The sequence below is a fragment of the Methylobacterium sp. CCH7-A2 genome, from assembly GCF_001557075.1.
In the GTDB taxonomy this organism is placed as follows: domain Bacteria; phylum Pseudomonadota; class Alphaproteobacteria; order Rhizobiales; family Beijerinckiaceae; genus Allobosea; species Allobosea massiliensis.
Genome location: NZ_LSKN01000095.1, coordinates 1 through 25,469, shown reverse-complemented (window position 1 = coordinate 25,469; position 25,469 = coordinate 1). Strand labels below are relative to the sequence as shown.

Annotated in this window: 19 protein-coding genes and 1 pseudogene; 5 read left to right on the top strand and 15 right to left on the bottom strand. The window is 68.8% G+C overall.

The features are described from left to right. Positions 1–103: 103 nt before the first annotated feature. Both AX750_RS07785 and AX750_RS07780 read right to left on the bottom strand, forming a co-directional pair. Positions 104–1,033 (bottom strand): dihydrodipicolinate synthase family protein, encoded by a 930-nt coding sequence (locus tag AX750_RS07785; protein ID WP_066718205.1) that lies wholly within the window; start codon positions 1,031–1,033, stop codon positions 104–106. A gap of 41 nt (positions 1,034–1,074) precedes the next feature. Further along, the gene (locus tag AX750_RS07780; RefSeq protein WP_066718203.1) at positions 1,075–1,761 is read right to left on the bottom strand and encodes a fumarylacetoacetate hydrolase family protein; all 687 of its coding nucleotides are present in this window, start codon (positions 1,759–1,761) and stop codon (positions 1,075–1,077) included. A gap of 238 nt (positions 1,762–1,999) precedes the next feature. Between AX750_RS07780 and AX750_RS07775 the strand changes: the two genes are divergently transcribed. Next, positions 2,000–2,209 (top strand): cold-shock protein, encoded by a 210-nt coding sequence (locus AX750_RS07775; protein ID WP_066718201.1) that lies wholly within the window; start codon positions 2,000–2,002, stop codon positions 2,207–2,209. 203 nt (positions 2,210–2,412) lie between these two features. On the opposite strand, the gene fhuF is transcribed toward AX750_RS07775, so the two are convergent. The 4 genes from fhuF to AX750_RS07755 all read right to left on the bottom strand — a co-directional run bounded on the left by fhuF (position 2,413) and on the right by AX750_RS07755 (position 7,963). Beyond that, entirely contained in the window at positions 2,413–3,162 is a 750-nt protein-coding gene (gene fhuF, locus AX750_RS07770; protein ID WP_066718200.1) for a siderophore-iron reductase FhuF, read from the bottom strand. Between the two features lie 6 nt (positions 3,163–3,168). Then, on the bottom strand, positions 3,169–4,404 hold the full coding sequence (locus tag AX750_RS07765; protein ID WP_066718198.1) for an MFS transporter: 1,236 nt from the start codon (positions 4,402–4,404) through the stop codon (positions 3,169–3,171). Further along, complete coding sequence (locus tag AX750_RS07760; RefSeq protein ID WP_066734878.1) at positions 4,401–6,500, bottom strand: TonB-dependent siderophore receptor; 2,100 nt, start codon at positions 6,498–6,500, stop codon at positions 4,401–4,403. The genes AX750_RS07765 and AX750_RS07760 overlap by 4 nt, the downstream gene beginning before the upstream one ends. Positions 6,501–6,724: 224 nt before the next feature. Beyond that, entirely contained in the window at positions 6,725–7,963 is a 1,239-nt protein-coding gene (locus AX750_RS07755; RefSeq protein WP_245282340.1) for a multidrug effflux MFS transporter, read from the bottom strand. A gap of 235 nt (positions 7,964–8,198) precedes the next feature. On the opposite strand from AX750_RS07755, the gene AX750_RS07750 reads away from it, so the two are divergent. Beyond that, positions 8,199–8,918: a hypothetical protein gene (locus AX750_RS07750; RefSeq protein WP_066718192.1), complete on the top strand. Its 720-nt coding sequence runs from the start codon at positions 8,199–8,201 to the stop codon at positions 8,916–8,918. 9 nt (positions 8,919–8,927) lie between these two features. On the opposite strand, the gene AX750_RS07745 is transcribed toward AX750_RS07750, so the two are convergent. From AX750_RS07745 to AX750_RS07735, 3 genes are all read right to left on the bottom strand, one after another. Next, positions 8,928–9,902, bottom strand: a complete 975-nt coding sequence (locus AX750_RS07745; RefSeq protein WP_082733068.1) for a lysylphosphatidylglycerol synthase domain-containing protein — start codon at positions 9,900–9,902, stop codon at positions 8,928–8,930. Positions 9,903–10,062: 160 nt separating this feature from the next. After that, on the bottom strand, positions 10,063–10,638 hold the full coding sequence (locus AX750_RS07740) for a hypothetical protein (protein ID WP_197426548.1): 576 nt from the start codon (positions 10,636–10,638) through the stop codon (positions 10,063–10,065). A 29-nt stretch (positions 10,639–10,667) separates the two neighbouring features. Beyond that, positions 10,668–12,422, bottom strand: a complete 1,755-nt coding sequence (locus AX750_RS07735) for an SbmA/BacA-like family transporter (RefSeq protein ID WP_156446449.1) — start codon at positions 12,420–12,422, stop codon at positions 10,668–10,670. A 183-nt stretch (positions 12,423–12,605) separates the two neighbouring features. Here AX750_RS07735 and AX750_RS07730 point away from each other — a divergent pair, with 183 nt between their 5' ends. Next, positions 12,606–12,914: a plasmid stabilization protein gene (locus AX750_RS07730; RefSeq protein WP_066718184.1), complete on the top strand. Its 309-nt coding sequence runs from the start codon at positions 12,606–12,608 to the stop codon at positions 12,912–12,914. Positions 12,915–12,923: 9 nt separating this feature from the next. Here AX750_RS07730 and AX750_RS07725 read toward each other — a convergent pair whose 3' ends face one another. The 3 genes from AX750_RS07725 to AX750_RS07715 form a co-directional block, all read right to left on the bottom strand. Next, on the bottom strand, positions 12,924–15,209 hold the full coding sequence (locus AX750_RS07725; RefSeq protein ID WP_066718182.1) for an NADP-dependent malic enzyme: 2,286 nt from the start codon (positions 15,207–15,209) through the stop codon (positions 12,924–12,926). Between the two features lie 138 nt (positions 15,210–15,347). Then, a complete protein-coding gene (locus tag AX750_RS07720; RefSeq protein ID WP_066718180.1) occupies positions 15,348–17,180 on the bottom strand; it encodes a methyl-accepting chemotaxis protein in 1,833 nt (610 codons plus the stop codon). Between the two features lie 75 nt (positions 17,181–17,255). Continuing rightward, complete coding sequence (locus AX750_RS07715) at positions 17,256–19,091, bottom strand: methyl-accepting chemotaxis protein (RefSeq protein ID WP_066718179.1); 1,836 nt, start codon at positions 19,089–19,091, stop codon at positions 17,256–17,258. 238 nt (positions 19,092–19,329) lie between these two features. On the opposite strand from AX750_RS07715, the gene mutS reads away from it, so the two are divergent. Further along, the gene (gene mutS, locus AX750_RS07710) at positions 19,330–22,029 is read left to right on the top strand and encodes a DNA mismatch repair protein MutS (RefSeq protein WP_245282339.1); all 2,700 of its coding nucleotides are present in this window, start codon (positions 19,330–19,332) and stop codon (positions 22,027–22,029) included. Here mutS and AX750_RS07705 read toward each other — a convergent pair. From AX750_RS07705 to AX750_RS07695, 3 genes are all read right to left on the bottom strand, one after another. Next, positions 22,026–22,898, bottom strand: a complete 873-nt coding sequence (locus tag AX750_RS07705; RefSeq protein WP_066718173.1) for an NlpC/P60 family protein — start codon at positions 22,896–22,898, stop codon at positions 22,026–22,028. The two genes, mutS and AX750_RS07705, sit on opposite strands and share 4 nt — an antisense overlap. 38 nt (positions 22,899–22,936) lie before the next feature. After that, the gene (locus AX750_RS07700; RefSeq protein WP_066734874.1) at positions 22,937–23,290 is read right to left on the bottom strand and encodes a MarR family transcriptional regulator; all 354 of its coding nucleotides are present in this window, start codon (positions 23,288–23,290) and stop codon (positions 22,937–22,939) included. An 81-nt stretch (positions 23,291–23,371) separates the two neighbouring features. Next, positions 23,372–24,757 (bottom strand): leucyl aminopeptidase family protein, encoded by a 1,386-nt coding sequence (locus AX750_RS07695; RefSeq protein ID WP_066719361.1) that lies wholly within the window; start codon positions 24,755–24,757, stop codon positions 23,372–23,374. Between the two features lie 107 nt (positions 24,758–24,864). On the opposite strand from AX750_RS07695, the pseudogene AX750_RS07690 reads away from it, so the two are divergent. Then, a pseudogene (locus tag AX750_RS07690) lies at positions 24,865–25,469 on the top strand (hypothetical protein); the annotation flags it as partial.

The window sequence follows — 25,469 nt, the reverse complement described above, 5'->3', positions numbered from 1 at the left end:
ACCATAGTGGCCCGGCGCAGCCCGTGTCCATCGGCGCGGGCGGCCGATCCGCAAGATGCTGTCAGGAGCGGGGCCGCCCCGTGAGGCGGCCCCGGCTGCCGCGTCAGAGCGCGGCGCGCGGATCGGTCCTCGCGACGCGCGCCAGCAGATAGTCGACTTCGGTCTTCGGCTGGGCGCTGATCGCCGAGCCCGGCTTGCGCTGGGCATCGCTGGCGAGGATGCCGCGCTTCATCAGCGTGTATTTGCGAACCGCGAGGCCAGCACCGAGCTGCTGCTCGTAGCGCAGCAGCGGCAGATGCGCGTCGAAGATGTCATGCGCCTCGTCGCGCTTGCCGGCCTTCTGCAGCTTCACGACGTCGATCAGCAGCTCCGGGAAGGCGTAGCCGGTCATCGCGCCGTCGGCGCCGCGCTCCATCTCGAAATCGAGGAAGAGGCCGCCATTGCCGGTGAGGATCGAGATCGGGCGAAGCGAGCCCTCCTTCTGGAACTTGCGCAGCGTCGAGATCTTCTCCAGCCCCGGCCAGTCCTCGTGCTTGAGCATGACGCAGGAGGGATTGTCGGTGACGATCTTGCGGATCACGGCCGGCGTCATCACCACCGAGAGCGTCAACGGATAATCCTGGATGACGAAGGGAATGTCGGTGCCGATCGCCTCGACGGCCTGGGCGTAGTAGCCGGTGATCTGGTCGTCGGTGCGCAGGCTCGGCGGCGGCGCGATCATGACGCCGGCGGCGCCCAGCTCCATCGACTGGCGTGCCAGGGTGCGCATGGCGGCGAAGCCCGGCGCCGAGACGCCGACGATCACCGGCTTGCCCGGCATGCCGGCCACCGCCGTCTTGACGATGCGCAGGGATTCCTCCGGCTCCAGCTTGGGCGCCTCGCCCATGATGCCGAGCACCGTCGTGCCGTCCGAGCCGATCTCGTCATAGAAGGCGAAGAGCTTCTCGGTCGAAGCCCAGTCGACGGAGCCGTCGGGGTTGAACGGGGTCGGCGCGATCGGGAAGACGCCAGCGGCGTCGGCGGTCAGGGTCATGGACACGGCTTTCCTGCAAAAGGGGAACGGGTTGCGGCGCCTCAGGCGATCCGGGTGCGGACGGTGCCAACGCCGGCGATCTCACCTTCGAGCACATCGCCGCGAACGACCGCCGCGACGCCTTCGGGCGTGCCGGTGAAGATCAGGTCGCCCGGGGCGAGCTCGACCAGCCCGGAGAGATAGGCGATCGTCTCGGGCACGTTCCAGATCTGCTTGGCGAGGTCCGAGCTCTGGCGCGGCACGCCGTTGACGACGAGTTCGATCTTGCCGGCGGCGGGATGGCCGATCTGGCTGGCGGGGGCGATCTCGCCGATGGGGCCGGAGAGATCGAAGCCCTTGGCCATGTCCCAGGGACGGCCGGCCTTCTTGGCGGCGGCCTGGAGATCGCGGCGGGTCATGTCGAGGCCGGCGGCATAGCCGAAGACATGGGCGAGCGCGTCGGCCTCGGCGATGTCCTTCCCGCCGGTGCCGATGGCGACCACCAGCTCCATCTCGTGATGGAGATCGGCGGTCTTGGTCGGATAGGGCATGTCGGCGCCGTTGATGACCAGGGCGTCGGCGGGCTTGGTAAAGAAGAACGGCTCCTCGCGGTCGGGGTCGCCGCCCATCTCGCGGGTGTGTTCGGCGTAATTGCGGCCGACGCAGAAGACGCGGCGCACCGGGAACATCCCGCCGCCCGCCACCGGCACGGCCGTCACCGCCGGCGGATCGATCACGTAAGTCGTCATGGGGAGGCTCTCCTGCGCTCTTGTCGGCGTCGTTCATGCGTGAGCGCGGCGCGGCGGGCAAGGCCCCCGCCCGCGCCCGGCCTTGCTCCTGCGGCATGTCGCGCCGGCTCGACCAGCGCAGCTCAAGATGATTCAAATTCTCGTTGTGCGGCGCGTCATTGCAACCGGAGCGAATTGCCCCCTACAGTAGGTTCGGCTCGGCATGTGCCGGGCTGAACTGAGACCGAAGGAACATCACGTGGCCACAGGTACTGTGAAATGGTTCAACGAGACCAAGGGTTATGGCTTCATCACCCCTGATCAGGGCGGACAGGACGTGTTCGTGCATATCAGCGCGGTCGAGCGCTCCGGCATGCGCGGCCTGAACGAGGGCCAGAAGATCAGCTACGATCTCGAGGCGGACCGCAAGACCGGCAAGTCGTCGGCCGTCAACCTCAAGACGGCGTGAGTTGACTGCGAGACGGGAGGCCGATCGGCGGCGTCGCTTCCCGAGCCACTGCGAATCTCTCTCGATCTACCCGGACTGAAGACGATTCCCGGCATGCCCGTCGCCTCGATGGCGGCGGTGAGGTTTCCCGAAAGAAAGGCCAGGCCTCCGCGAGCGGAAGGCGGCCATCCCCTCCCCGATCCGTTCCATCCCATCCGGGCGTCTCACGCCGCGGCGGCGCGTGCGTGTCGTGGCAGCGGGCAGAACGAGCCGCAATCGGCCATGCCGGGCAGCAGATAGCGCAGGCAGCAGATCTTGCGCTGGCAGTTCTCCATCGGCGCGAGCGCGGAGGGCCGCAGGGCGCCGTCGAGCGGGTTTTTCCGGCCTGCCGGCGTGAGGGCCGCGGTCAGCAGCGCCTGGGCCTCGGCCAAACCCTGGCGATCGACGCGCGGATCGGCCGCGCATTGCTGGACGCTCCAGGCCAGGCTGACGGCGGCATTGTTCCAGAGCAGCTTCGCCGAGACCCCGAAATGGCCCGCGAGCAGCGCGATCAACGGGGAGAGATGCCCATCGGTCAGGGATTCGAGCCCCGCCTTCGCCTGGCGTGGCGGGAGCGGATGGTCGGGCGGGATCACGACGCCGGCCGTGCAGCCATTGTCATGCAGGGCGAAGCGCCCTCCTTCGAGGGCGACCGGCAGGCCGACCCCGCCCAGAAGCTGGACCACCGTGGCCGGGACAATCGTGTTGGAGAAGTGCCACTGGCTCCACATCGAAACGATGGCGCGCGGCTCGCCGCCGGCTTGGGTCGCGCCGAAGCGGTCGATCAGCTCGCGCAACGTGGCCAGTTCCAGCAGGCGGCGCCCGTCCAAATGCGCCGCGCCGTCATCGACGCGCAGGCTGCCGGCGAAACGGGCCAGATCCCCCGCGAAGAGGCCAGCCAGATCGAACGCCGCCGGAACCGGGACCGGGGCCATGGCCTCTCAGCCTGCCTGCGCGCGCGCGAAGCGCGGGATCAGCGTCGACACGCCGAGGGCGAGCACCGCGGCGGCGGCGAAGCAGGCGGCATAGCCCAGCCTGTCGCCCGCATATCCCGCGACGCGCCAGCCGACGAGGCTGACGATCGAATCCATGCTCTGGAACAGGGTGAAATCGACGCCGGCCTGGTCGAGCGAGGCGCGGCCCATCAGCTCCGAATAGAGCGCGACGAAGCCCAGTGCGAGCGTGCCGGCCGAGGCGAGATAGATCGCCATCAGCGCCACCGGCGCATCGAGCTTCAGATGGGCGACGACGGCGAAGGCGAGCATGACGAGCATCTGGATGCCGAGCGTCCAGCCCATCACGCGATAGGCGCCGATGCGACGCAGGATCCAGCCGCCGCCGAGCGCGCCCGCCAGCCCGAGCGCGGTGACGCCGAGCCCGTTCAGCGTGCCGATCGCGGTGAGGCTGAGGCCGGCATCGACCAGGAAGGGGCCGACCAGCAGCATCGACACCTTCTGGCCGAGCACATAGAGCGCGACCAAAGCGAGGCCGGAGCGGATCTCGGGACGCTTCAGGGCCTGCTTGAGCGACTGGGGCGGCTTGTCCTTGCGGGCGCCAACGGCGCCGTCCGGCGTCAGCAGGAAGGGGGCGGCGAGCGCGACCAGCGCGCAGGCCATGACCAGCGTCGCCGGCTGCCAGCCCCAATGGTCGATCAGGACGAGGAAGAGGCCGCCGCCGATCGCCGAGCCGAGATAGGCCCCGCCGACCTGGGCGGCATTGGCCCAGCCGCGGTCGCGCTCGGCGAAACTCTCGACCGCATGGCCATCGCAGGCGATGTCGATCGTGGCCGACGAGAAGGAGGCCACCATCATCGCGACCGTCAGCGAGCCGAGCGCGGTCGGGCCGATCAGCGCGCAGGCGATGACGGATCCGACCGCGAAGGCCCCGAAGAGCGCAATCGCGCTGCGCGAGCGCCGCACCCCGCCATGCGGCGAGCGGAAGCGCTCCACCGCCGGAGCCCACATGAACTTGAAGGACCAGGGCAGGACGGTGAGCAGGATGAAGGCGATGTCGTCGAGCGAGGCGCCGCTCTTGCGCATCACCGCCGGCAGGCCGGTGAAGATGACGCCGCCGATGACGCTCTGCGCCACATAGAGCCCGCCCAGCCCGACGACGAGCCGGGCAACCGGGCCCCGGTGCGCAGCGTCGCCGAGGGCCGCGCCCGCCGCCGCGCTCACCAGCGGTACCGCAGGCTGGCGAGGACCTTGCGGCCCTGGTTGAAGTAGCAGTAGCCAGCGGTGCAGACCTGATCGACCTTGTCGAGCAGATTCTGGGCGTTCACCTGCGCGCTGAAGCCCTTGAGCTTCGGATCGAGCTTCTCGAAATCATAGGTCAGGCGGGCATCGACATAGGCCGTCGCGCTGTTGCGGATGATCAGCCGGTTGTAGTCGTCGCCGAAATTGGCACCGGTGTAGCGCACGCCGGCACCGAGCCCGAGGCCGCGCAGCGGACCGGTGGCGATGTCGTAGCCCGCCCAGACCGAGAAGGCGTGCTTGGGCACGCTGTTGATCTGGTTGCCGACCGTGTCGGGCGAGAGTTTGGTGATCTCGGTGTCGGTATAGGCGTAGGAGGCCTGCAGGCTCACCCCGTTGCCGAGCGAGGTCGTCGCGTCGATCTCGAAGCCGCGGGACTCGAAATCGAGCTGGGTCTGGCGGTTCACCGCATCGACCACGGTGTAGACGATGCCGTCCTTCTGCTTCAGCCAGAAGACCGAGGCATTGATGAAGGCGTTGTAGCCCGGCACGGCATATTTCACGCCCGCCTCGGCCGTCTCTCCCTTGGTCGGCTTGGCGACGCCGCCATTCAGCACCGTGCCGGGATTGGGGTTGAAGGAGGTGCCGTAGCTGACATAGGGCGTCAGCCCGAAATCGGTGACGTAGCTCAGCCCGGCGCGGCCGGTGAAGGCGCCCTCGTCCTGCTTGGAGGGCGCGGTGCCGGGCACGGTGTAGGTGCTCGAGAGCCAATCGTGCCGGCCGCTCAGCAGCAGGCGCCAGGGGCCCATCTTCATCTCGTCCTGGACATAGGCGCCGATCAGCGTCTGGCGCTGCTTCGTCGGCTCGGGCAGAGCCGGATCGGAGATGCTGGCGAAGTTGTAGCCGATCCGCGAGCCGTAGCTCGCGCGGCCGATGTCGAGCCCGGTCAGGACCGTATGGCTGATCGGACCGGTGCGCAGGAGCATCTTGAGATAGGTGTCGGTCGAGATCGCATCGAGGTCTTCCTTGACGCGGCCGGCATAGGTGGTGGTGCCGAACTTCTCGTCTGTCGACAGCGTCGAGACGCGCAGGTTCTGGTGGACCGAGACTGTGTCCGAGAATTTGTGCTCGAACTCGTAGCCGATGCGGCCCTGCTTCTGGGTGAAGTCGTTATAGGCCGGGTTGAACAGGATCGTCCGCTTGGCCCCGACCGTGGGGAAGATCACCGTCCCGTCGCGCAGCCTGAAGCTGCCATAATTGTTGTCATAGGCGGTTGAGCCGCCGGTCTTCGAATCCATGTATTCGCCGAGGATGGTGAGCTTGGTATTATCGTTCGGCTTGAAAGTGATGGCTGGGGCGATGAAGAGGCGGTCGTCGGGGACGCCTGGCAGGCTGGTGTTCGACTCCCGCAGCAGGCCGGTGATCCGATAGAGGACCGTGCCGGCCTGATTGGCCGGGCCGCCGAGGTCGAAATTGATCTGTCGGCGGTTGAAGGACCCGCCCTGGATCTCGACCTCGCCGAATCTCGTCTCGGTCGGACGCTTCGAGATCGCGTCGATGATGCCGACGGAGGCGCTCGCGCCATAGAGCGAGGAGGCCGGGCCTTTGAGGATCGAAATCGACTCGAAGCCGTAAGGCTCCATGCGGAACAGGCCGCTCGGGCTGTTGAAGTTCCGCAGGCCGTCGCGGAAGACGCCGGTATAGGTGATGTCGACGCCGCGGATGGTGAAGCTGTCGAAGCGCGGGTCGAAGCCGTAGCCGCCGGTGCGGACGCCGGGCGTATAGCCCAGCGCCTCGGTCAGCGATTGCGGGCGGCGCTCCTCGAGCTGCTTCTGCGTGACCGTGTTGACGGTCTGGGGCGTCTCCGCGACGGGCGTCTCCGTCTTGGTGGCGGTCCGGCTGGTCTGGGGCACGAAACCGTCATTGGCGACGATGCCGGTGGCACCGCTACCGGGCCGACGCGCCGCTTCGCCCTGCACGACGATCTCGTCGAGCTGCTCGACGCGCGCCTGCTGGGCGCCGGCAGGCCAGGCTGGAACCAGGGCGGCAACAGCCGACAGCGCCATGATCGAGCGGTTCATTCCACGTCTCCGGAAGGTGATCTGCCCGGACCCGTAGCGCGATACACAATCTCGGATCAACTCTGATCCGACATTGTGCTGTCGATTATTGCCTCAATACTTGTTTAGACAAATTAAAAGGTAAGACAATGACGATGGGTTATCTTTCGCGCCATACCGTTTCCGGTCTTTCTCGAAACACCGACCGGTCTGCCGCGAAGCGCGCGCGTTCACCCCGTCACCCGTCAATGCCGCCCCGCCGATGGCCGAAACAGGCGCCCCTTTTCCGCCACCAGCACGATCCCGAGCGCCGCGACACCGCAGAGAGCCACGCTGAGTGTCAGCGGCAACACGGTGCCGTCGAAATGCTGGCCGATGTAGAAGCCCAGCAGCGCGCCGACGATCGTCGTGACGAAGCCCTGGACTGAGGAGGCCGTGCCGGCGACATGGCCGAGCGGATCCATCGCCATGGCGCCGAAATTGGGCGCGACGAGCCCGAAGCAGAACATCGTACCGCCCTGCAGGATTGCGAAGCTCCACAGCGCTTCGTACCCAGACCAGGCGAGGAGGGCATGCAGCCCGGTCAGGCCGATATAGGCGAGCAAGGCGCCATGCGAGACGCGGCGCATGCCGAGCCGGCCGACGATGCGCGAATTCAGCAGCGAGGCCGCGGCCATGAACATCGCGATCAGCGCGAAGATGGTGGTGAACCACTCCGGCGCGCGGAAAACATCGACAAAGACCTGCTGGGCCGAATTGATGAAGCCGAACAGTCCGCCGAGCACGAAGGCCATCGCCAGCATGTAGCCGACGGCGAGCCGCGTCGTCAGTGTGGTCCGGAACGCCGCGACCACTGTAGCGACCTCGATCGGCTTGCGATCCTCGGGCGCCTGCGTCTCGCGCAAGCGACGCATGGCCCAGAGCATGACCAGGGCCCCGAAGATCGTCAGCACGCCGAAGATCCAGCGCCAGGGCGCGACCCACAGGATCGCCTGGCCGATCGACGGCGCGAGGATCGGGACAGCGAGAAAGACGATCATGGCGAGCGACATGACCCGAGCCATGTCGCGGCCGGAATAGCAGTCGCGCACGATCGAGACGACGAGTACGCGCGTCGCCGCGGCGCCGATGCCCTGGGCGACGCGCGCGGCCATCATCGTCTCGAAGGAGCCGGCGAAGGCCGCCGCGATGCTGGCCGCGACATAGACGATCAGGCCGAAGAGCAGGATCGGACGGCGCCCGAAGCGGTCGGCGAGCGTGCCGTAGACGATCTGGGCTGAGCCGAAGCCGAGCAGATAGGCGGTGATGATCCATTGCCGCTCATTGGCGCCCGCGATTCCGAGCGCCTCCGCCATCTGAGGGAGCGCCGGCAGCATCGAGTCGATCGCCAGCGCATTGGCCGCCATCAGAGCGGCCATCAGGGCGACGAAGGAACGGAAGCTCATGCCGTGGCGGGGCCCGGCGGTCGTCGAAGCGTCGGTCATGGCAGCCTGTCTGGGCGCCTCACGCCTGACGGCGGGCGCAGATGATCGTAAGCCCCTGCCTGTGGCTCTAGGGCTTCGCGAAACGCGTGACAACCCGGTGATTTGGCCGCTTGTCATGCGCCAGATGCAGAAAATGGTGCCGCGGCAGCGCCGCCCGCGCGCCCGGCCGGGTCGCTGTTTCGCCGCTGAGGAGTGACCTGCTATCGTCGCGGCCAGTTGGGGGAGCCGTGATCCGATGGTCGATACAGGCGCGACGCGACGTGTCGCCGTGGCACAGGGCCTGATGACGGTCGAGGGGATGTCCGATCGCTATGTGCAAGGCCTCGGCCGACCGCTCCGGCTCGTGGCGACGGGGCTTCGACCGATCGGCGGCTTTATCCTCCGCGACGGGCAGATCGAGGATGCGATGCGGCTGGAGGGCCGCGCGGAGCCAGACGTCGATCGGCTGATGCGGGTCGGCCATCCCGGTGAAGCGACATCGCTCGGCCTGACCATCCGCCCGGTGGCCGCGCTGGGTGAGGCGCGCGCCCTGATCGTTCTCAGCTTCGACGACGGGGAGGACAGGCCGGAAGAGGGATTCCGGGCCGAAATCTTCACTCCGTTGGCGGTCTTCGATGCCCTCGCCAGTGCAGTTCGCGACGGAAGGGCGCAGCGACTGTCGATCGCGGCGATGACGAGCCTATGGGTGCGGGAGAGCGAGCGCGACGCCCCCGCCGGCTTGCCGGTGTCCTGGCATCTGGGGCTCGATGCCGAGGGACGGGCGAGCGAACCGGCGCGTGGCCTGGTCGAGAGCCTGGAGTGGCAGCCGACAGGCGTGAACCCCGTCACGGCCCCGGCCGCCATCGACCAGGAGCCCGAGGAGACGACGACGGATCTGCTCGCCCGCATCGACTGGAGCCTGAAGCAGATCGCGCTCGTCCTGCTGTTCCTGCTGATTGTGGTGGCGCTGAAGTGAGGGCCGGCCTCAGCGTTCGTGGCGGCGGATGCGCCTGATCATCTCGTTGAGGGCGAGCAGCACCAGAGCGAGGATGAAGGGCAGGATGTAATAGATGATGCGGAAGATCAGCAGCGCCCCGAGCACGGGCTCGAAGGGCAGGCGGCTGAGCGCCACCAGCATCGTCGCCTCGAAGACGCCGAGACCGCCCGGCGCATGGCTGGCGATGCCGACGAGGCAGGCGAAGACATAGACGGCCAGGAAGCTCGGATAGTCGATACCGTGCCCCCCCGGCAGCAGCACGAAGAGCACGGCCGCCGCCGCACAGACCTCTGCAGCGCCGAGGAACATCTGGCCCAGCGTGATGCCCAATCCCGGCAGAGGCAGGTTCCATCCGCGCACGCGGATGGTGCGCTCGCCGCTCGAGATCCAGACCAGATAGCCGAGGGTCCCGGCCGCGACGGCCGCCCCGACCGCCTGAACGACGAGCGGCGAGGTGCGCGCCAGAACCGCGACCGAGGGCGTGGCATAGAGCAGGCTGACGCAGAGGATGGCGCCGAGGCCGAGCCAGAAGGTCAGCCCCGCGATCACCGTGAGGCTTGCGACCTCGGACGCGCGCACGCCCTTCGGCGAATAGATCCAGTAGCGGACGGTGCCGCCGGTCACGATCGGAAAGCCGAGCGTGAAGGAAACCGAATAGCTGGTGAAGGAGGCGAGAGCGGTGGTGCGATACGGGATCGACAGGCCGAGCCGTTTCAGCGCGAGCGCGTCATAGCCCGTCAGCAGGAGATAACTCAGCGCCGTGAAGCCGCAAGCGAGACCCAGCTGGCGCAGGCTCGCATTGGCGAAGGCATTGGCCAGTTCGCCCGGTTGGATTTCGCGGACGATGTGCCAGAGCACCACCAGCGAGGCGCCGAAGATGATGACGCTGGCAAGCGGGCCGACCCACCACCAACGGCTGCGCCGGCGTGGCGGCATTCCAGGCTCGAGCGGGCCGAACGACATGCGCACTCATGACGGGTTCTGGCGCCGGCCGGAGAGCGGCGGCGCCGATTGCGGACACGAGGCGCCGAAGGGCCCCGGCCGCAGAGATAAAGCCTGTGCACCAATCCACAAGGCGGGACCGCCTGCCGAATGGGACCCATGAGCCCGGCGCGGGGGTGGCTCAGCCGGTCTTGCGGAACACCCGCAGCGTCTTGAACGAGGCAACCTCTTCGACAGCGGCGGTCTTAGCCCAGTCGGCGATGATGGGCTCCGCCGTCGCATAGGCGAAGGAGCCGGTGTAGAACAGCAGGTAGCCGCCGGCGTCGGTCTGGCCCGTGAACAGGTCGATCACCTCGCGGTCGGTCAGCGCTCCATAGGCATCGTTCGCTTCCGTCCTGAACTCGCAGGCATGGAAAAGGGTGACGATGTCGAAGCGCGGCAGCAGCTTCGCATTGCTGGTGTAGATGTCGCCGAAATAGGCGCTGTAGGTCTTGGTGATGGTCGGGTTGCCGGTCGCCAGTTTGACGAAGGCGTCGTATTCCTTGGGCGAGGCGGTGATGCCCAGCACCGTGCAGTCAAGCTCCGGCTCGGCACAGCGGATGCCGACATAGTGATGGCCGCCGGTCCCGAAGTGGTAGACGCGTTTGCCGGTGAGGCCGAGCTCCTCGAGCCATTCGACGAAATGCACGTCGCAGGGGCATTGCTCGACACGCAGGCCCCAGTAGACGTCCCAGATGTTCATCGCGGCAGCAGTCATCGTCTCAGGCTCCAGAGGGCGGTGAAGGGTCATTCGGCGGGTTCGGCATGGACCGGTGCCGCGCAAGGCGCGACGCTATCGGAGGCCGGCTGGCGCTGTGCCATCCGCACCACCCCGCCGGCGCGCTTGAGGAGCAGGCGGTGGGTCGCGACCTCGGCGAAGCCGGCGCCCTGCCCGAAGGCGATGATGATGGCGTCCGGCCGGGCGGCACGCAGCTGGCCGAGCAGCTCCAGCGCCGCGTCGGTGTCGAACGCGCTCGTGGCCTCGTCCAGCAGGATGATGTCGGGCTGCTCGAGTTCGGCCCGCGCCAGGGCCAGGCGCTGCCGGTCGCCGGTGGCGAGTTCCCGATCCCAGTCGCGAGTCTCGTCCAGCGAGGGAGCGAGCGTCGAGAGGCCGTAGCGCCGCAGCACCCCTTGGAGCTGCTCCTCCGGCAGGCTGTGGCCGGTTTCGAGCACGGCGCGCAGGCTGCCCTCCGAGAGGTGCAGCTTGTGCGGCACAGCGGTGACGAAGGCATTGGACGGCAGGCCTATCTCGCCACGCCCCCAGGGCCAGAGCCCGGCCACGGCCTGGATCAGCGCCGCCTTGCCGAGACCGAGTTCGCCCGAGACGTGCAAGGTGGCACCCGGCGGCAGCGCGCAGGTGATGTCGGCGACCAGGGTGCGTCCGTCGCGGTCGATCAGGGTGATGTCGTCGAGGCGGAAGGATCCGTCCGCGCTCGTGGAGACGGCCAGATGCTCACCGGGCGGCTCGCCGTCGATCCGCTCCAGCGCATCGGCGAGTTCGTTGACGCGCCGGGCCGCCGCCAGCCATTCGGCGATGCGCATGAAGTTGTCGAGCAGCCAGTTGAAGGCGTTCTGGACGGCGACGAACGCGGCCGCGACCTGAACGACCCCGCCGAGCGACATCTCGCCGGAGAGATATTTCGGCGCAGCCAGGAGCAATGGCACCACCGGCACGAGCGCGCCGCTGCCATTGGTGATCCAGGTCAGCCGGCCGCGCTGGCGGATCATGGCGAGCCAGCGGCCGACGAGCCCGTCATAGGTCCGCGCCACGGCGAGGCGCTCGCCCGTCTCGGTGCGCGAAAGCGCGATCGTCTCGCCATGGTCGCGGATCCGCATCAGCGAGAAGCGCAGCCGCGCCTCGGCCTCGTTGCGCGCCGCGATCAGGCCGGGCAGGCGCCGGCCGACGATGGTGACGAGCAGAGAGACCAGGACGGCATAGATGATCGCCGCCAGAACGAGATAGGCCGGAACGACAACGGTGGTGCCCCCGGTCTGGACCGTGAGCGCCCCGCCGATCTTCCAGAGGATTTCGATGAAGGTAATGATGGTGATGACCGCGGATAGCAGCCCGATGGCAAAATCGACCACCGGCTCCGTTGCCCAGCGGACATCGTCGGCAATGCGGTATTCGGGATTGGCCGGCTCGTAGCCGGACAGGCTCAGGCGGAAGAAGCGGCGCTGGCCGACCCAGCGGTCGGCGAGCTTGGCCGTGACCCAGTGCCGCCAATGCACCTGGAAGGTTTCGCGTGCGACCAGGATCACCACGCCGAGCCCGGCCACGATCAGCACCAGCACGGGGAAGACGGCGACCGCGATCAGGGCGCTCTCGCTGTCGCGCTTCTCCAGCGCGTCGAAGAACCAGCCGTTCCAGCGATTGACGGTCACATTGGCAAAGACGCCGAGGATGATCGCGCAGCCCAGCAGCAGCGACCAGAACCAGGCGCGCCCGGCCTGCGCGCCGCGCCAGAAGCCGCCGGTGAGCCGCGCGAAGCGCAACGCCACCTGCCGGTCCCCCGGCACAGCTACCCTACCCGGCGTCTCACCTGCCGCCCGCACGAACCCGACGATCCCCAACCGCCGGTTTTCCGGCTTTGGCGACAGGCTGGCCGCGGCCGAATGAACTCAGAATGAACGGGAACCGGAGTTGCAGCCCGGCGTTCCGCGACGATAGCAGGGAGATGGACCATGCCACGCGGTGACAAATCGGCCTACACCGACAAGCAGAAGCGCAAGGCGGAGCATATCGAGGAGAGCTACGAGGAGCGCGGCGTCGACAAGGAGGAGGCCGAGCGGCGCGCCTGGGCCACCGTCAACAAGGAGAGCGGCGGCGGCAACAAGAGCGGCTCGGGGCGCGGCAAGCCGGACAATCACAGCGCGGCGAAACGCGGTGGCGAGCGCGGCGGCAAGGCCTCCGCGTCACGCAGCGCCGCGGTGCGCTCGGCCTCGGCGAAGAAGGCCGCTGCAACGCGCAAGAGACGCGCAGCGGCCTCCTGATCCGACGTCTCAGCCGCCGATGTTGAAGGCGGCGAGCGCGGCCATGTTGACGATGTCGCTGTCCTTGGCGCCGAGCGGAACGATCTGGACCGGCTTGTCGAGGCCGACGATCAGCGGGCCGATCACCGTCGAGCCGCCGAGCTCCTGCAGCATCTTTGTCGAGATCGAGGCCGAGTGGAACGCCGGCATGATCAGCACGTTCGCCGGCCCGCTCAGGCGGCAGAACGGGTACTGCGCCATCAGATCGCGGTTGAGCGCGACATCGGCGGCCATTTCGCCATCATATTCGAAATCGACGCGCTGGGCGTCGAGCAGCTTGACCGCCTCGCGCACCTTCTCCGAGCGCTCGCCGGCCGGGTGGCCGAAGGTCGAGAAGGCGAGCATCGCGACCTTGGGCTCATAGCCGAGGCGCCGCGCCACGCCCGCGGCCTCGATCGCGATCTCGGAGAGTTCCTTCGCCGTCGGCATCTCGGTGATGGCGGTATCGGCGACCAGCACCGTGCGCTCGCGCGACAGCACGATCGAGACGCCGATCACGCGGTGCCCCGGCTTCTCGTCGATGACGCGGCGGACCTCCTCCAGCGCGATCGAGTAGTTGCGGGTGACGCCCGTGACCATCGCATCGGCATCGCCGAGCGCGACCATAGCGGCTGCGAAATGGTTGCGGTCCTGGTTGATCAGGCGCTGGCAGTCGCGGAAGAGATAGCCCTGCCGCTGCAGGCGCTCGTAGAGATACTGCGCATAGGCGGTGTTGCGCTTGGACAGCCGCGCGTTCTGGACCGAGATGCCCTTGGTCTCGAGATCGATGCCGAGGAAGGTCGCGGTCTCGAAGACGCGCTCCTCACGGCCGACCAGGATGGCGTGGCCGAGCCCCTGATTGACGAAGGAGACCGCGGCGCGGATGACCTGCTCCTCCTCGCCCTCGGCGAAGACGACGCGCTTGGGATAGCGCCGGACGCGCTCGAAGATGCGGTTCAGCGTCCCGGCGACAGGGTCGCGCCGGGCCGAGAGCTGCGCCTTGTAGGCGTTCATGTCGACGATCGGCTTGCCGGCGACGCCGGTCTCCATCGCCGCCTTGGCCACTGCCATCGGCACGACCTGGATCAGCCGCGGATCGAAGGGCACCGGAATGATGTAGTCCTTGCCGTAGCGCGGCCGCGACCCCTGATAGGCGGCGGCGACCTCGTCGGGCACGTCCTCGCGGGCGAGCGAAGCCAGCGCCTCGGCGGCGGCGATCTTCATCTCCATGTTGATGGTCTTGGCCCGCACATCGAGCGCGCCGCGGAAGATGAAGGGGAAGCCGAGGACGTTGTTGACCTGGTTGGGATAGTCGGAGCGGCCGGTGGCCATGATGGCGTCGTCGCGCACGGCATGGACCTGCTCCGGCGTGATCTCCGGATCGGGATTGGCCATGGCGAAGATGATCGGGTTCTTCGCCATCGAGGCGACCATCTCGGGCGTCACGGCGCCCTTCTGCGATAGGCCGAAGAAGGCGTCAGCCCCGTCCAGGGCCTGCGCGAGGGTGCGCCGGTCGGTCACGGCCGCATGGGCCGATTTCCACTGGTTCATGCCCTCGGTGCGACCCTGATAGATCACGCCCTTGGTGTCGCAGAGAATGACGTTGTCGGGCTTGAAGCCCATCGCCTTGAGGAGCTCGGTGCAGGCGATCGAGGCGGCGCCGGCGCCGTTGATGACGAGACGGGTGGTCTTGACGTCGCGGCCCGTCAGATCGAGCGCGTTGATGAGACCGGCGGCAGCGATGATCGCGGTGCCGTGCTGGTCGTCATGGAAGACCGGAATGTCCATGAGCTCGCGCAGGCGCTGCTCGATCATGAAGCATTCGGGGGCCTTGATGTCCTCGAGATTGATGCCGCCGAAGGAGGGGCCGAGATAGCGCACCGCCTCGATGAACTTGTCGGCATCCTCGGTATCGACCTCGAGATCGATCGAGTCGACATCGGCAAAGCGCTTGAACAGGACGGCCTTGCCTTCCATCACCGGCTTCGAGGCGAGCGCGCCGAGATTGCCGAGGCCGAGGATGGCGGTGCCGTTGGAGATGACGGCGACGAGGTTGCCGCGCGCCGTGTAATCATAGGAGCGCGTATGGTCTTCGGCGATGGCCAGAACCGGCACCGCGACTCCGGGCGAATAGGCCAGCGAGAGGTCGCGCTGCGTCGCCATCGGCACCGTGGCCACGATCTCGAGCTTGCCGGGCCGGCCCTCCGAATGGAACAGCAGGGCTTCCTGATCGGTGAAGGTCGGGCGGGTGCGTTTGATCGGCGGCTGGTTGGACATCGAATGTTCTTTTTGTGAGCGTTTCCCAGGGGAGGCGGACCATAGGCAAGCGGCCGGCCCGCCACAAGCCGCACGCGGCGCGCCTCATCCATTCCGGGCCGTCCGGGATGGCACGGGCTCGGCCGCAAAGGCGGATGGTCAGAGCCGGCGGCGGACGCTGGCGACGAAATCGCCAACATAGTGGTCGAGCGCGCCCGTCTGCTCCTCGACGGTCCGGGCCGCCTCGAGGACCAGCCTGGCGGCCTCGCCGGTCACGCGCGCCTCGTCGCCGACCGAGCCGACATTGGAGGTCACCGCGACGGCGCTGTGGGCCACGGCCTGAGCGTCCCCGGCGATGGTGGTGACAATGTCGGCCTGGCGGCTGACGACCCGCGCCAGCACGCCCGAGCTCTGCTGCATCTCGCTCATGGTCCGGTCCATGAAGGCGACCGCCCCGGCAGCGGTCGCGGCGGCAGAGCGCACCTCCTGCAGCGTGGCGGCAATGTCGCGCGTCGCCTGCCGGGTCTGTTCGGCGAGGTTCTTGACCTCCCCGGCGACGACGGCGAAGCCGCGGCCGGCGGCCCCGGCGCGGGCGGCCTCGATGGTGGCGTTGAGAGCGAGAAGATTGGTCCGCGCGGCGATGTCCTCGATGAAATCGAGAACCGCGCTGGCCTTGTCGGCAGCGGCATTCAGACCGGCCACATCAGCCTGTGTCTCGCGCACATAGCTCGCGGCCTCATGGGCAGCCTGGTCGGCCTGGTCCGTCTGGCGTGTCAGCTCCCGGATCGAGGCGTCGATCTCCTCGGCCGCCGCTGCGACACTGCCGATGCGGGCGGAAGCGGAATCGGCCTCGCGGGTTACGGCTTCCGCACGCTTCGTCGTGGCATCGGCGCTCAGCGCCATCGCCCCCGCGGCCTCGTGCATGCGGCGGGCGGATTGCGAGACTTCGCTCAGCGCCTTGCCGACGGTGACCTCCAGCTGACCCGCGAGTTCGTCGAGCTGCCGCCGGCGGGCGGCCTCAATCTCGGCTCGGCTTGCCTCGAGGCTGCATTCGTCGGTGGCGTCGAACAGGATGCCGTCCCAGATGCGGGTGCCGTCGGGCAGGCTGCGCATCGTGGCCTCGCTGCGCAGGGCGACGATGCGCCCATCCTTCCCGTGGTAGCGCAGATGCAGGCGCCAGTTGTCGCTCGGATCGAAGCCGTTGCGGCAGGCCTCCTCGAAGCGCGCGCGGTCTTCCGGGATCATCCGGTCGATCCAGACGCGCGCGTCGCGCTCGACCTCCTCCTGCTTCAGCCCCAGCAATTCGCCGAGCTGGAAGGAGGCGAAGCGGTAACTGACCCGCCCCTCGGGCGAGAGGATGCGCTGGTAGAGCGTGCCGGGGACCCTCTCCGCGAGATTGCGGAAGCGATAGGCCATTTCGCGGCGCTCGGCGTCGATGAGGATGATGAGCGCGCCGAGCGTCGCGCCAGCCACATTGACCACCATGGTCGGCGGCATGGCCTGCGTCATGACGCGCCAGACCATGTCGGCATCGGGCAGCAGAAGTGGCGTCGGGATCAGGACGGCCGCCGAAGCAAGCGCGATCAGAGGGATGTCGCCTTTGACGACGAGACGCTCGATGCGCGGCCTGCGCCAATAAACGGCCAGGCCGGCAGCGGCAGCGAGCAGCAGGCCGACGAGCCCCATCGTCATGCCGGCTCCGCCCTGAAAGTAGCGGAAAGCCGAGAGCGGCCCGAGTGTCAGAACTGCTCCGACTGGTCCGCCCACTGCGCCGGCAAGAAGGGCCGCGATGTTGCGGGAGCTGACCGCCACGCCAGGCAGGATCATGAAGGGGTGCATCATGCTGGCGAGGCCGGCCACCGCGAAGAGCAGGCCGATCAACACCGGGCGCAGCCGCGGATAGCGCTCCACCCGCGCCATCACGACCGTGACGGCGAGCGCCGCCAGGAGAATGAAGGACAGGCTTTCGACGAGGGCGATGATCAGAGCCATCGCGTCGCTTTCCGCGGGGCCGCTTCCTGAGCGGCTGAAGCGCGAGGGCTCGATCCTGACATCGGCCGCAATCCGCTAGAGGCGGCGGCGCAGGCTGCCGACGAACTCGCCGACATAGCGGTCGAGCGAGGCCGTCTGGTCGTCCACCCGACGCGCGACGTCGAGCACGCGCTCGGCCGCATCCCCGGTGACGGAGACCTCCGCAGCGACGGATCCGACGCTTGAGGTGACCGCGCTGGTGCTGCCGGCCACGGCCTGTGCATCGATGGTGATCGAGGTCGCGATGTCGGCCTGGCGGCTGACAACCCCCGCGATGGCGCCCGAAGTCTGTTCGATCGCCGTCATCGTGCCTTCGATTTGAGCGACGGCGTCGGAGGCCGTGGCGGCGGCCCCACGGATGTCCTGCAGCGTCGCGGCGATGTCGCGCGTCGCCTTCTGGGTCTGCTCGGCGAGGTTCTTGACCTCGCCCGCGACGACGGCGAAGCCGCGCCCGGCCGCTCCGGCACGGGCCGCCTCGATGGTGGCGTTGAGGGCGAGAAGATTGGTGCGGGCCGCGATGTCCTCGATGAAGTCGAGGACGGAGCTGACCTTGTCGGCCGCCGCGCCCAGGCCGGCCACGTCCTGCCGGGTGGTGCGGACATAGCTGGCGGCGCCGCGCACCATCTCGTCGGCGTGGGCGGTCTGCCGGGTCAGCTCGCGGATCGAGGCCTCGATCTCTTCGGCCGCCACGGCGACGCTGCCGACGCGGCGCGAGGCGAGTTCGGCCTCGCGGGTCACTTCGCCCGCGCGCAGGGCGGTGTTATGGGCGCTGCCGGCCATGGCATTGGCCGCATCGTGCATGCCTCGGACCGAAGAGGCGACCTCCTGGAGGGCTTTTCCGACCTTCGCCTCGAGCTGGGCGGCGAGTTCCTCGACGGCGGCCTTGCGGTCCTCGTCCATCTCGTGGCGCTGCTGCGCCAGGGTGCGCTCGGCGGTGACGTCGGTCATGATCCCGTCCCAGCAGATCGAGCCGTCCGGCAGGCGGCGCGGCGCGGCATCCGTGCGCAGCCAGATCAGCGAGCCGTCATCCCGGATATGGCGTGCCTCGAAACGCCAGGGCTTGAGCGTGCGGTCGGCAGCGGCGGCGGCGTTGGCCTTGGCCAGGAACTCGCGATCCTCCGGCACCATCCAGCGCAGCCAGCTTTCCGGATCGCGCTCGACCTCCTCGCGCGTGACGTCGAGAAACTGCTCGATCTTGGAATTGGCGAGCTTGTGCTGGATCGTGCCGTCCGGCCGCAGGATCTTCTGGTAGAGGACGCCGGGCATGTTGGCGGTGCAGGCCTCCAGCCGCAGCATCGCCTCGATGCGCTGATGGTCGCTCTTGATGATGAAGCCAATCAGCAGCCCGCCCGCGACATTCACCGCCGTCGCCGCCGGACCGGAAATCGCCCTCATGAGGTCCCAGGCGCGCGGGAATTCGGCGAAGACCAGGATCATCGCGATCGGCATCCATGCCGCGACGAGGCTCAGCGCGACGAAGCCCGCCATCGTGAAGCTTCGGCCCGAACGCCTGAGCCAGAGCGAAACACCCAGACCGATCGTCGCGCACAGGACGAGGCCGACGACACCCGCCGCCGTGCCCGCCCCGCCGATATAGACACGGACCGCCGCCAGCACGGCCGCCGTCACGACCGCGCCGATCGGCCCGCCGAGCGGGCCCGCCAGCACCGCGGCGATGTTGCGGAAATCCAGCAGGATGCCGGGCTCGACCACGATGGGATCGAACATGCTGGCACTGCCGCCGGCGGCGATGATCAAGCCGATGATGGCCTGTCTGAGCCGGTGATGGCTGCCGAGCCGCTGCGTCGCAAGCGGCACCAGCACAGCCGCCACGATGAGGTAACCCAGACCCCTGGTCAGTTCCAGTAGCATATCGCCTTGCCTGCTGCGGCTGAGATCGGCACGGCTTCTTCTACTGTGTTTGCTGCTAACGAATCCTGAACCTTGTTGCGGCGCGGTCGCGGAAGCGCCGCATCCACATCAAAAACCGGGCCGCGTCCCTTGCCCGGCCGCGGATGGGTTGCAAGTCGGGGCCGAAACGCTAGCGTTTCGCGCGATGCTCCCATCCAGCGCTTCCCTCGCCGACGAGGCCAAAAGGCCTTCGGCCGCCATGACGCCCGCCGCCGGCGGCCGGGACGAGAGCGCACGCGTCACGCCGATGATGGCGCAGTACATCGAGATCAAGGCCGCCAATCCGGACTGCCTGCTGTTCTACCGGATGGGCGATTTCTACGAGCTGTTCTTTACGGATGCCGAGATCGCGTCGCGGACGCTCGGCATCGTGCTGACCAAGCGCGGCAAGCATCAGGGCGACGACATCCCGATGTGCGGCGTGCCCGTCGAGCGCGCCGACGACTATCTGCAGCGGCTGATCGCGGCCGGGCACCGCGTCGCCGTCTGCGAGCAGATCGAGGATCCGGCGGAAGCCAAGAAGCGCGGGCCGAAATCCGTGGTGCGGCGCGACGTGGTGCGCCTCGTCACGCCCGGCACCATCACCGAGGAACGCCTGCTCGAGCCCGGTCGGGCCAGCCTGCTGGTCGCCGTCGCCCGGCGGAAGCTCGGCGATGCCAGCGCGCTCTACGGAATCGCCGCGATCGACATCTCGACCGGGCGCTTCAGCGTGATGGAGGCGCCGCAGGAACGCCTCGCGATCGAATTCGCGCGGCTCGAGCCGCGCGAGATCGTCTGTCCCGATGCGATCCATGACGATCCCGCCCTGCAGGGCTTCTGGCGCGAACTGGGGCTGCCGGTGACGCCGCTGGCCCGCGAGGGGCTCGACGCCGCCTCGGCGGAGCGGCGGCTCAGGGAGTTCTTCGGGGTCGCGACGCTCGACGCCTTCGGCGCCTTCAGCCGGGCCGAGATCGCGGCGGCCGGCGCGGCGCTGGCCTATGTCGAGCGGACGCAGTTCGGCGCCCGCCCGCCGCTTTCGCCGCCGGTGCGCGATACCGGCTCGGACACGATGCTGATCGATGCGGCGACGCGGGCCAATCTCGAACTGACGCGCACGCTCGCGGGCGAGCGCGGCGGCAGCCTGCTTGCCGCGATCGACCGCACGGTCACGCCCGGCGGGGCACGGCTCCTGGCCGAGCGCCTGGCCGGGCCGCTGACCGACCCGCAGGCGATCGCGGCGCGCCATGATGCGGTGGCGGCGCTCGTGGCCGACGGCGCGCTGCGCGAGGACCTCCAGGCCGCGCTCGCCCGCGTGCCCGACATCGCCCGGGCGCTGGCACGGCTCGCGCTCGACCGCGGCGGCCCGCGCGACCTCGCCGCGCTTGGCGCGGGGCTGACTGCGGCACGGGCGATCGTCGCCATGCTGCTCGACCGGGCGGCCCTGCCGGCCGAATTGTCGAAGGCCTCGCGCGCCCTGTCCGAGATCGACCCCGACCTGCCGGCGCGGCTGGACGCGACGCTGGCCGAGGAACTGCCGCTCAACCGGCGCGACGGGCGCTTCGTCCGGGAGGGCCATGACCCGGCGCTGGACGAGCTGCGCCTCCTGCAGGTCGATTCGCGCAAGGTGATCGCGCAGCTGCAGGCGCGCTATGCGGCCGAGACCGGGTGCCGGACGCTGCGCATCAAGCACAACGCCATGCTCGGCTATTTCGTCGAGGTGCCGCAGGCCGTCGGCGAGGATTTCCTGAAGGAGCCGTGGCGGGCGATCTTCGTGCACCGCCAGACCATGTCGGACGCGATGCGCTTCTCCTCCGTCGAGCTCGGCGGACTGGAGGCCAAGATCGCCTCGGCGGCCGACCGCGCGCTGAAGCTCGAACTCGGCATCTTCGCCGCGCTCAGCGAGGCGGTGCTGGCCCAGGTGGAGCCGATCAAGCGCGCGGCGGCGGCGCTCGCGGAAATCGACGTCGCCGCGGGGCTCGCCGAACTGGCGGCGCGGGAGGGCTGGGTCCGGCCCCTGGTCGATGCCAGCGAGGCCTTCACCATCGCAGGCGGCCGGCATCCGGTGGTCGAGGCGGCGCTGAAGCGCGACGGCAAGCCCTTCGTCGCCAACGAGACGGACCTCTCCCCGCCGGGCGACGGTGCGAAGGGCGGCCGCATCTGCCTGATCACCGGCCCGAACATGGCGGGTAAATCGACCTTCCTGCGGCAGAATGCGCTGATCGCGGTGCTGGCGCAGATGGGAGCATTCGTTCCGGCGACGAGCGCGCGGATCGGCATCGTCGACCGGCTGTTCTCGCGCGTCGGCGCCGCCGACGACCTCGCCCGCGGGCGCTCGACCTTCATGGTCGAGATGGTCGAGACCGCCGCGATCCTCAACCAGGCGGGGCCGCGCGCCCTGGTCATTCTCGACGAGATCGGGCGCGGCACAGCGACCTTTGACGGGCTCTCGATCGCCTGGGCCGCGATCGAGCATCTGCACGAGGTCAATCGCTGCCGGGGCCTGTTCGCGACGCATTACCATGAGCTGACGGCCCTGGCCGACCGGCTGGAGCGGGTCAGCAACGCGACCGTCCGCGTCACCGAGTGGAAGGGCGAGGTCGTCTTCCTGCACGAGGTCGTGCCGGGTGCGGCCGACCGCTCCTACGGCATCCAGGTCGCCAAGCTCGCCGGGCTGCCCCCCGCCGTGGTCGAGCGCGCCCGGACCATCCTCGGCGAACTGGAGAAGAGCGAGCGGGAGAAGCCGGTCGCCTCGCTGGTCGACGATTTGCCGCTCTTCGCGGCGCCCCAGCGCCGCGCGGCCGCGCCGCCCGTCCTGCCGGCGGAGGACCCGCTACGGCTGGCCCTCGACGGACTCGACCTCGACGAGATGACGCCACGCGAGGCGCTGGAGGCGCTGTATCGTCTGAAGGGGCTGGGCTAGCCGATCCGCCGGATGCTCGTGATCGCGCCGAAGCTCTTGGCCTGGATCCGATCGCGGGCCGCGCGCAGCGGCTCGCTCATCACCGTCATCGAATAGGCGGTCGCGTGCAGCAATGTGTCGGGGTCGGTCAGGATGCCGACATGGCCCTTCCAGAAGACGAGGTCGCCGCGCCGCAGGCCCTGCAGGCCCTCGTCAAAGGGCACGGGCTCGCCGATCTCGCGCTCCAGCATGTCCGAATCGCGGGGCGAGGCGATGCCGGCGGCGGCGAGGGCGAGCTGCGTCAGCCCGGAGCAGTCGAGGCCGAGGCTGGTCTTGCCACCCCAGAGATAGGGCGCGTTCAGGCAAAGCTCGGCCACGGAGACGAAGTCGGGCTCCGGCGTCTCCAGCGCCGCCAGATGCGGCGCGAAGACGAAGCCGGTGGCGTAGCGCCCGAATTCCGACAGCGTCAGGAACTCGCCGCTCTCGCCGGACACGGCGACACCGGCGCCCAGCGAAAGCGCCGCCAGCGGCGGCAGCTTCATCGACGGGCCGGGATAGACGAAGGTCCGCAGCGCCCGGACGCGGTGGGTGGGCGCGAGCGCATCCGGCCGCAGCGCATCGTCCGGCAGGTAGCCGACATAGCCGTCCGTACGGAGCTGAACCCAGGCCCAGCCCTCGAAGCGCTCGTAGACGTCGACCGCCTCGCCACAGAGCGCTTCGGTGTCGAGCGGCGCATCCGGCCGCGGCTCGCGCCGCAGCGGCGCCGACGGCGCGACCACGCGCATCGGCTCGGGATCGACGAAGACGCGGGCCTCGACCTGCCCGATCAGGTGGCGGGCGGCGAGATCGGGACGGGCGGGGGTCAGGCGGCGGTCGAGAATCGCGGTCATCGCGACACTCTATCGCCGCAGTGCGGCGCCGGAAACGCTCAGGCCGCGCCGATCTCGCGCGTGCGCTCGACGATGCGGTCGGCGAGGCGCTCGACGGCCAGCGCGCCGGCGACGGTGCGCTGGATCACAACGTTGCGGCGGTCGGCCTCGTCGCGCCGGCGCGTCACCAGCCCGAGCTTTCCCATCGTGTCCAGGGCTCTGGTGATGACCGGCTTGGTCACGCCGAGCTGGGCAGCGAGCCCGCGCACGGTATGCGGCGGCAGTTCCAGATAGATCGTCAGCAGGATCGCCGTCTGGCGCGCCGAGAGATCGGATTCGCCGTCGCGCACCAGGTCGAGATGGACCTGGCGCCACAATCTGAGGGCCTGGGACGGCCTGATCTCCAGCGGCATGTCTCGGAACCGTCGCGATCGTTACGGAGCCGGATCATTACCTCGCCTTCGCTGCGGTGCAACGGGGTTCTGCCGACAGGCTTAACCGGGCGGGTGCAGCTGCTTGACCAGCGCATAGACCAGACGCGCGGCCTGGCACTCCCCGCCCTCCGGCCGGCCGGGCTTCGCGGATGGATTCCAGGCGTAAATGTCGAAATGCGCGTAGGATGGGCATTTCTCCACGAAACGGTTGAGGAAGAGCGCCGCCGTGACCGAACCGGCGAAACTGCCGCCGGAGACGTTGTTGAGATCGGCCACGCGCGAGTCGAGCATGCGCTCATAGGGCGGCCAGAGCGGCATCCGCCAGACGGGGTCGTTCACCGCCTGCCCCAGCCGGGCGATCTCGGAAGCGAGCCCATCGTCATGGGTGTAGAAGGGCGGCAATTCGGGGCCGAGCGCGGTGCGGGCCGCGCCGGTCAGCGTGGCGAAGTCGATCAGGAGTTCGGGAGCCTCCTCATCGGCCAGGGCAAGGGCATCGGCCAGGATCAGGCGGCCTTCGGCGTCGGTGTTGCCGATCTCGACGCTGAGCCCCTTGCGGCTCGTCAGCACATCACCCGGACGGAAGGACGCGCCGGCCACGGCGTTCTCGACCGCGGGGACCAGCAGGCGCAGCCGCACCGGCAGCTTCGCCAGCATGATCATGCGCGCGGCGGCAATGGCCGCGGCGGCGCCGCCCATGTCCTTCTTCATCAGCAACATGCCAGCGGAGGGCTTGAGATCGAGCCCGCCCGTATCGAAGGCGACGCCCTTGCCGACCAGCGTGACAAGGGGGTGGCCGGGATCGCCCCAGACCAGGTCGATCAGACGCGGCAGCCGCGGGGACGCGCGGCCGACGGCGTGGATCATCGGGAAATTGCGGGCGAGAAGATCATCCCCCACGATCGCGGTGACCACCGCGCCGGTTTCCTCCGCCAGGGCGCGGATCGCGGCCTCGATCTCGGCCGGTCCCATGTCGTTGGCCGGGGTGTTGACGAGATCGCGCGCCAGAGCGACCGCTTCGGCGGTACGAACGAGCTCTGCGCCATCAACCCCCTCGGGCAGGACGAGCCGGGCGGCAGGCGGTGGGGACTTGCGGTAGCGATCAAAGCGATAGCCCTGCAGCAGCCAGCCTAGCGCCGCCAGTTCCGGGTCCCCGGTCTCACCCGACAGGACGTAGTCGCCCGCCGGCAGCAGCGCGGCGAGTCGGCCGGGTGCGAAAGGATCACGGCGGCGCGCCTCGGGGCCCTCCACCCCGAGCAGCACGGCCGCAACAGCCCCCGTCGCATCCGGCAGCAGGACATGCTGACCCGGCTGGGCCGCGAAGCCCTGGGTTTCGGCGAAACGGCGGGCCTCCGGGGCGAGATCGGCGAGCAGGGTCCGCAGCCCAGCCTTCGTGACGCAATGCAGGGGAATGGCGCCGGAGGACGCCGTGGAAACGAGGCTGTTCACGCGCAAGATACCTGAGAGAGCGGAAAGGGGCCGGTTAAGGATGCGTTAGGGTTAACGTTTTATCACCGGATCGACCACATCGGCCATGGTGGCGAGCGGTGAGACCCATGTTGTCCAGTCATCTGTCAGCTTATGTCCCCAAGGTCGCGGCGCCGCATCCCGCTCGCGCGCGCACACTCTCTCGCCCCGTTCTGGGCCTCGCCCTGTGCCTCGCCGGGCTGGCTCTGGCCGGCTGCCAGAGCAAGGGCGGCCTCGGCGACATCACGGGTTCGATCGGCAGCAGCCAGACGCAGCCCCGTACCCCCTCGGATTGGCATGCCGAAAGCGAGCGCTGGGGCAAGCGCTACGAAGCCAATCGCAAGGATCGAGACGCCGCCTTCTACTATGCCCGTGCCCTGCGCGCGCTCGACCAAAACGCCCAGGCATTGGCCGTGCTCCAGAGTGCGGTGCTGACCCATACCAATGATCGCGAGCTGCTCGGCGCCTATGGCCGTTCGCTGGCGGATAACGGCCGGCTGAAGGAGGCCGACGAGGTGCTGTCGCGCGCCCATTCGCCGGAGCGGCCGGACTGGCGCATCCTCTCCGCCCAGGGCACCGTCGCCGATCAGCTCGGCGACCACCAGCGCGCGCAGCAGATCTATCAGGCCGCCTTGAAGATTGGGTCTGACGCAATCTCGCTGCAGCTTCGGTCACATTGCACCGATGAGGCGAG

What these genes read in the sequence shown, in the direction of transcription:
- AX750_RS07785 (WP_066718205.1), bottom strand. Translation starts at nt 1,033, where the DNA reads ATGACCCTGACCGCCGACGCCGCTGGCGTCTTCCCGATCGCGCCGACC.
- AX750_RS07780 (WP_066718203.1), bottom strand. Translation starts at nt 1,761, where the DNA reads ATGACGACTTACGTGATCGATCCGCCGGCGGTGACGGCCGTGCCGGTG.
- fhuF (WP_066718200.1), bottom strand. Translation starts at nt 3,162, where the DNA reads ATGGCCCCGGTCCCGGTTCCGGCGGCGTTCGATCTGGCTGGCCTCTTC.
- AX750_RS07760 (WP_066734878.1), bottom strand. Translation starts at nt 6,500, where the DNA reads ATGAACCGCTCGATCATGGCGCTGTCGGCTGTTGCCGCCCTGGTTCCA.
- AX750_RS07755 (WP_245282340.1), bottom strand. Translation starts at nt 7,963, where the DNA reads ATGACCGACGCTTCGACGACCGCCGGGCCCCGCCACGGCATGAGCTTC.
- AX750_RS07750 (WP_066718192.1), top strand. Translation starts at nt 8,199, where the DNA reads ATGGTCGATACAGGCGCGACGCGACGTGTCGCCGTGGCACAGGGCCTG.
- AX750_RS07745 (WP_082733068.1), bottom strand. Translation starts at nt 9,902, where the DNA reads ATGTCGTTCGGCCCGCTCGAGCCTGGAATGCCGCCACGCCGGCGCAGC.
- AX750_RS07740 (WP_197426548.1), bottom strand. Translation starts at nt 10,638, where the DNA reads ATGACTGCTGCCGCGATGAACATCTGGGACGTCTACTGGGGCCTGCGT.
- AX750_RS07730 (WP_066718184.1), top strand. Translation starts at nt 12,606, where the DNA reads ATGCCACGCGGTGACAAATCGGCCTACACCGACAAGCAGAAGCGCAAG.
- AX750_RS07725 (WP_066718182.1), bottom strand. Translation starts at nt 15,209, where the DNA reads ATGTCCAACCAGCCGCCGATCAAACGCACCCGCCCGACCTTCACCGAT.
- AX750_RS07720 (WP_066718180.1), bottom strand. Translation starts at nt 17,180, where the DNA reads ATGGCTCTGATCATCGCCCTCGTCGAAAGCCTGTCCTTCATTCTCCTG.
- AX750_RS07715 (WP_066718179.1), bottom strand. Translation starts at nt 19,091, where the DNA reads ATGCTACTGGAACTGACCAGGGGTCTGGGTTACCTCATCGTGGCGGCT.
- mutS (WP_245282339.1), top strand. Translation starts at nt 19,330, where the DNA reads ATGACGCCCGCCGCCGGCGGCCGGGACGAGAGCGCACGCGTCACGCCG.
- AX750_RS07705 (WP_066718173.1), bottom strand. Translation starts at nt 22,898, where the DNA reads ATGACCGCGATTCTCGACCGCCGCCTGACCCCCGCCCGTCCCGATCTC.
- AX750_RS07700 (WP_066734874.1), bottom strand. Translation starts at nt 23,290, where the DNA reads ATGCCGCTGGAGATCAGGCCGTCCCAGGCCCTCAGATTGTGGCGCCAG.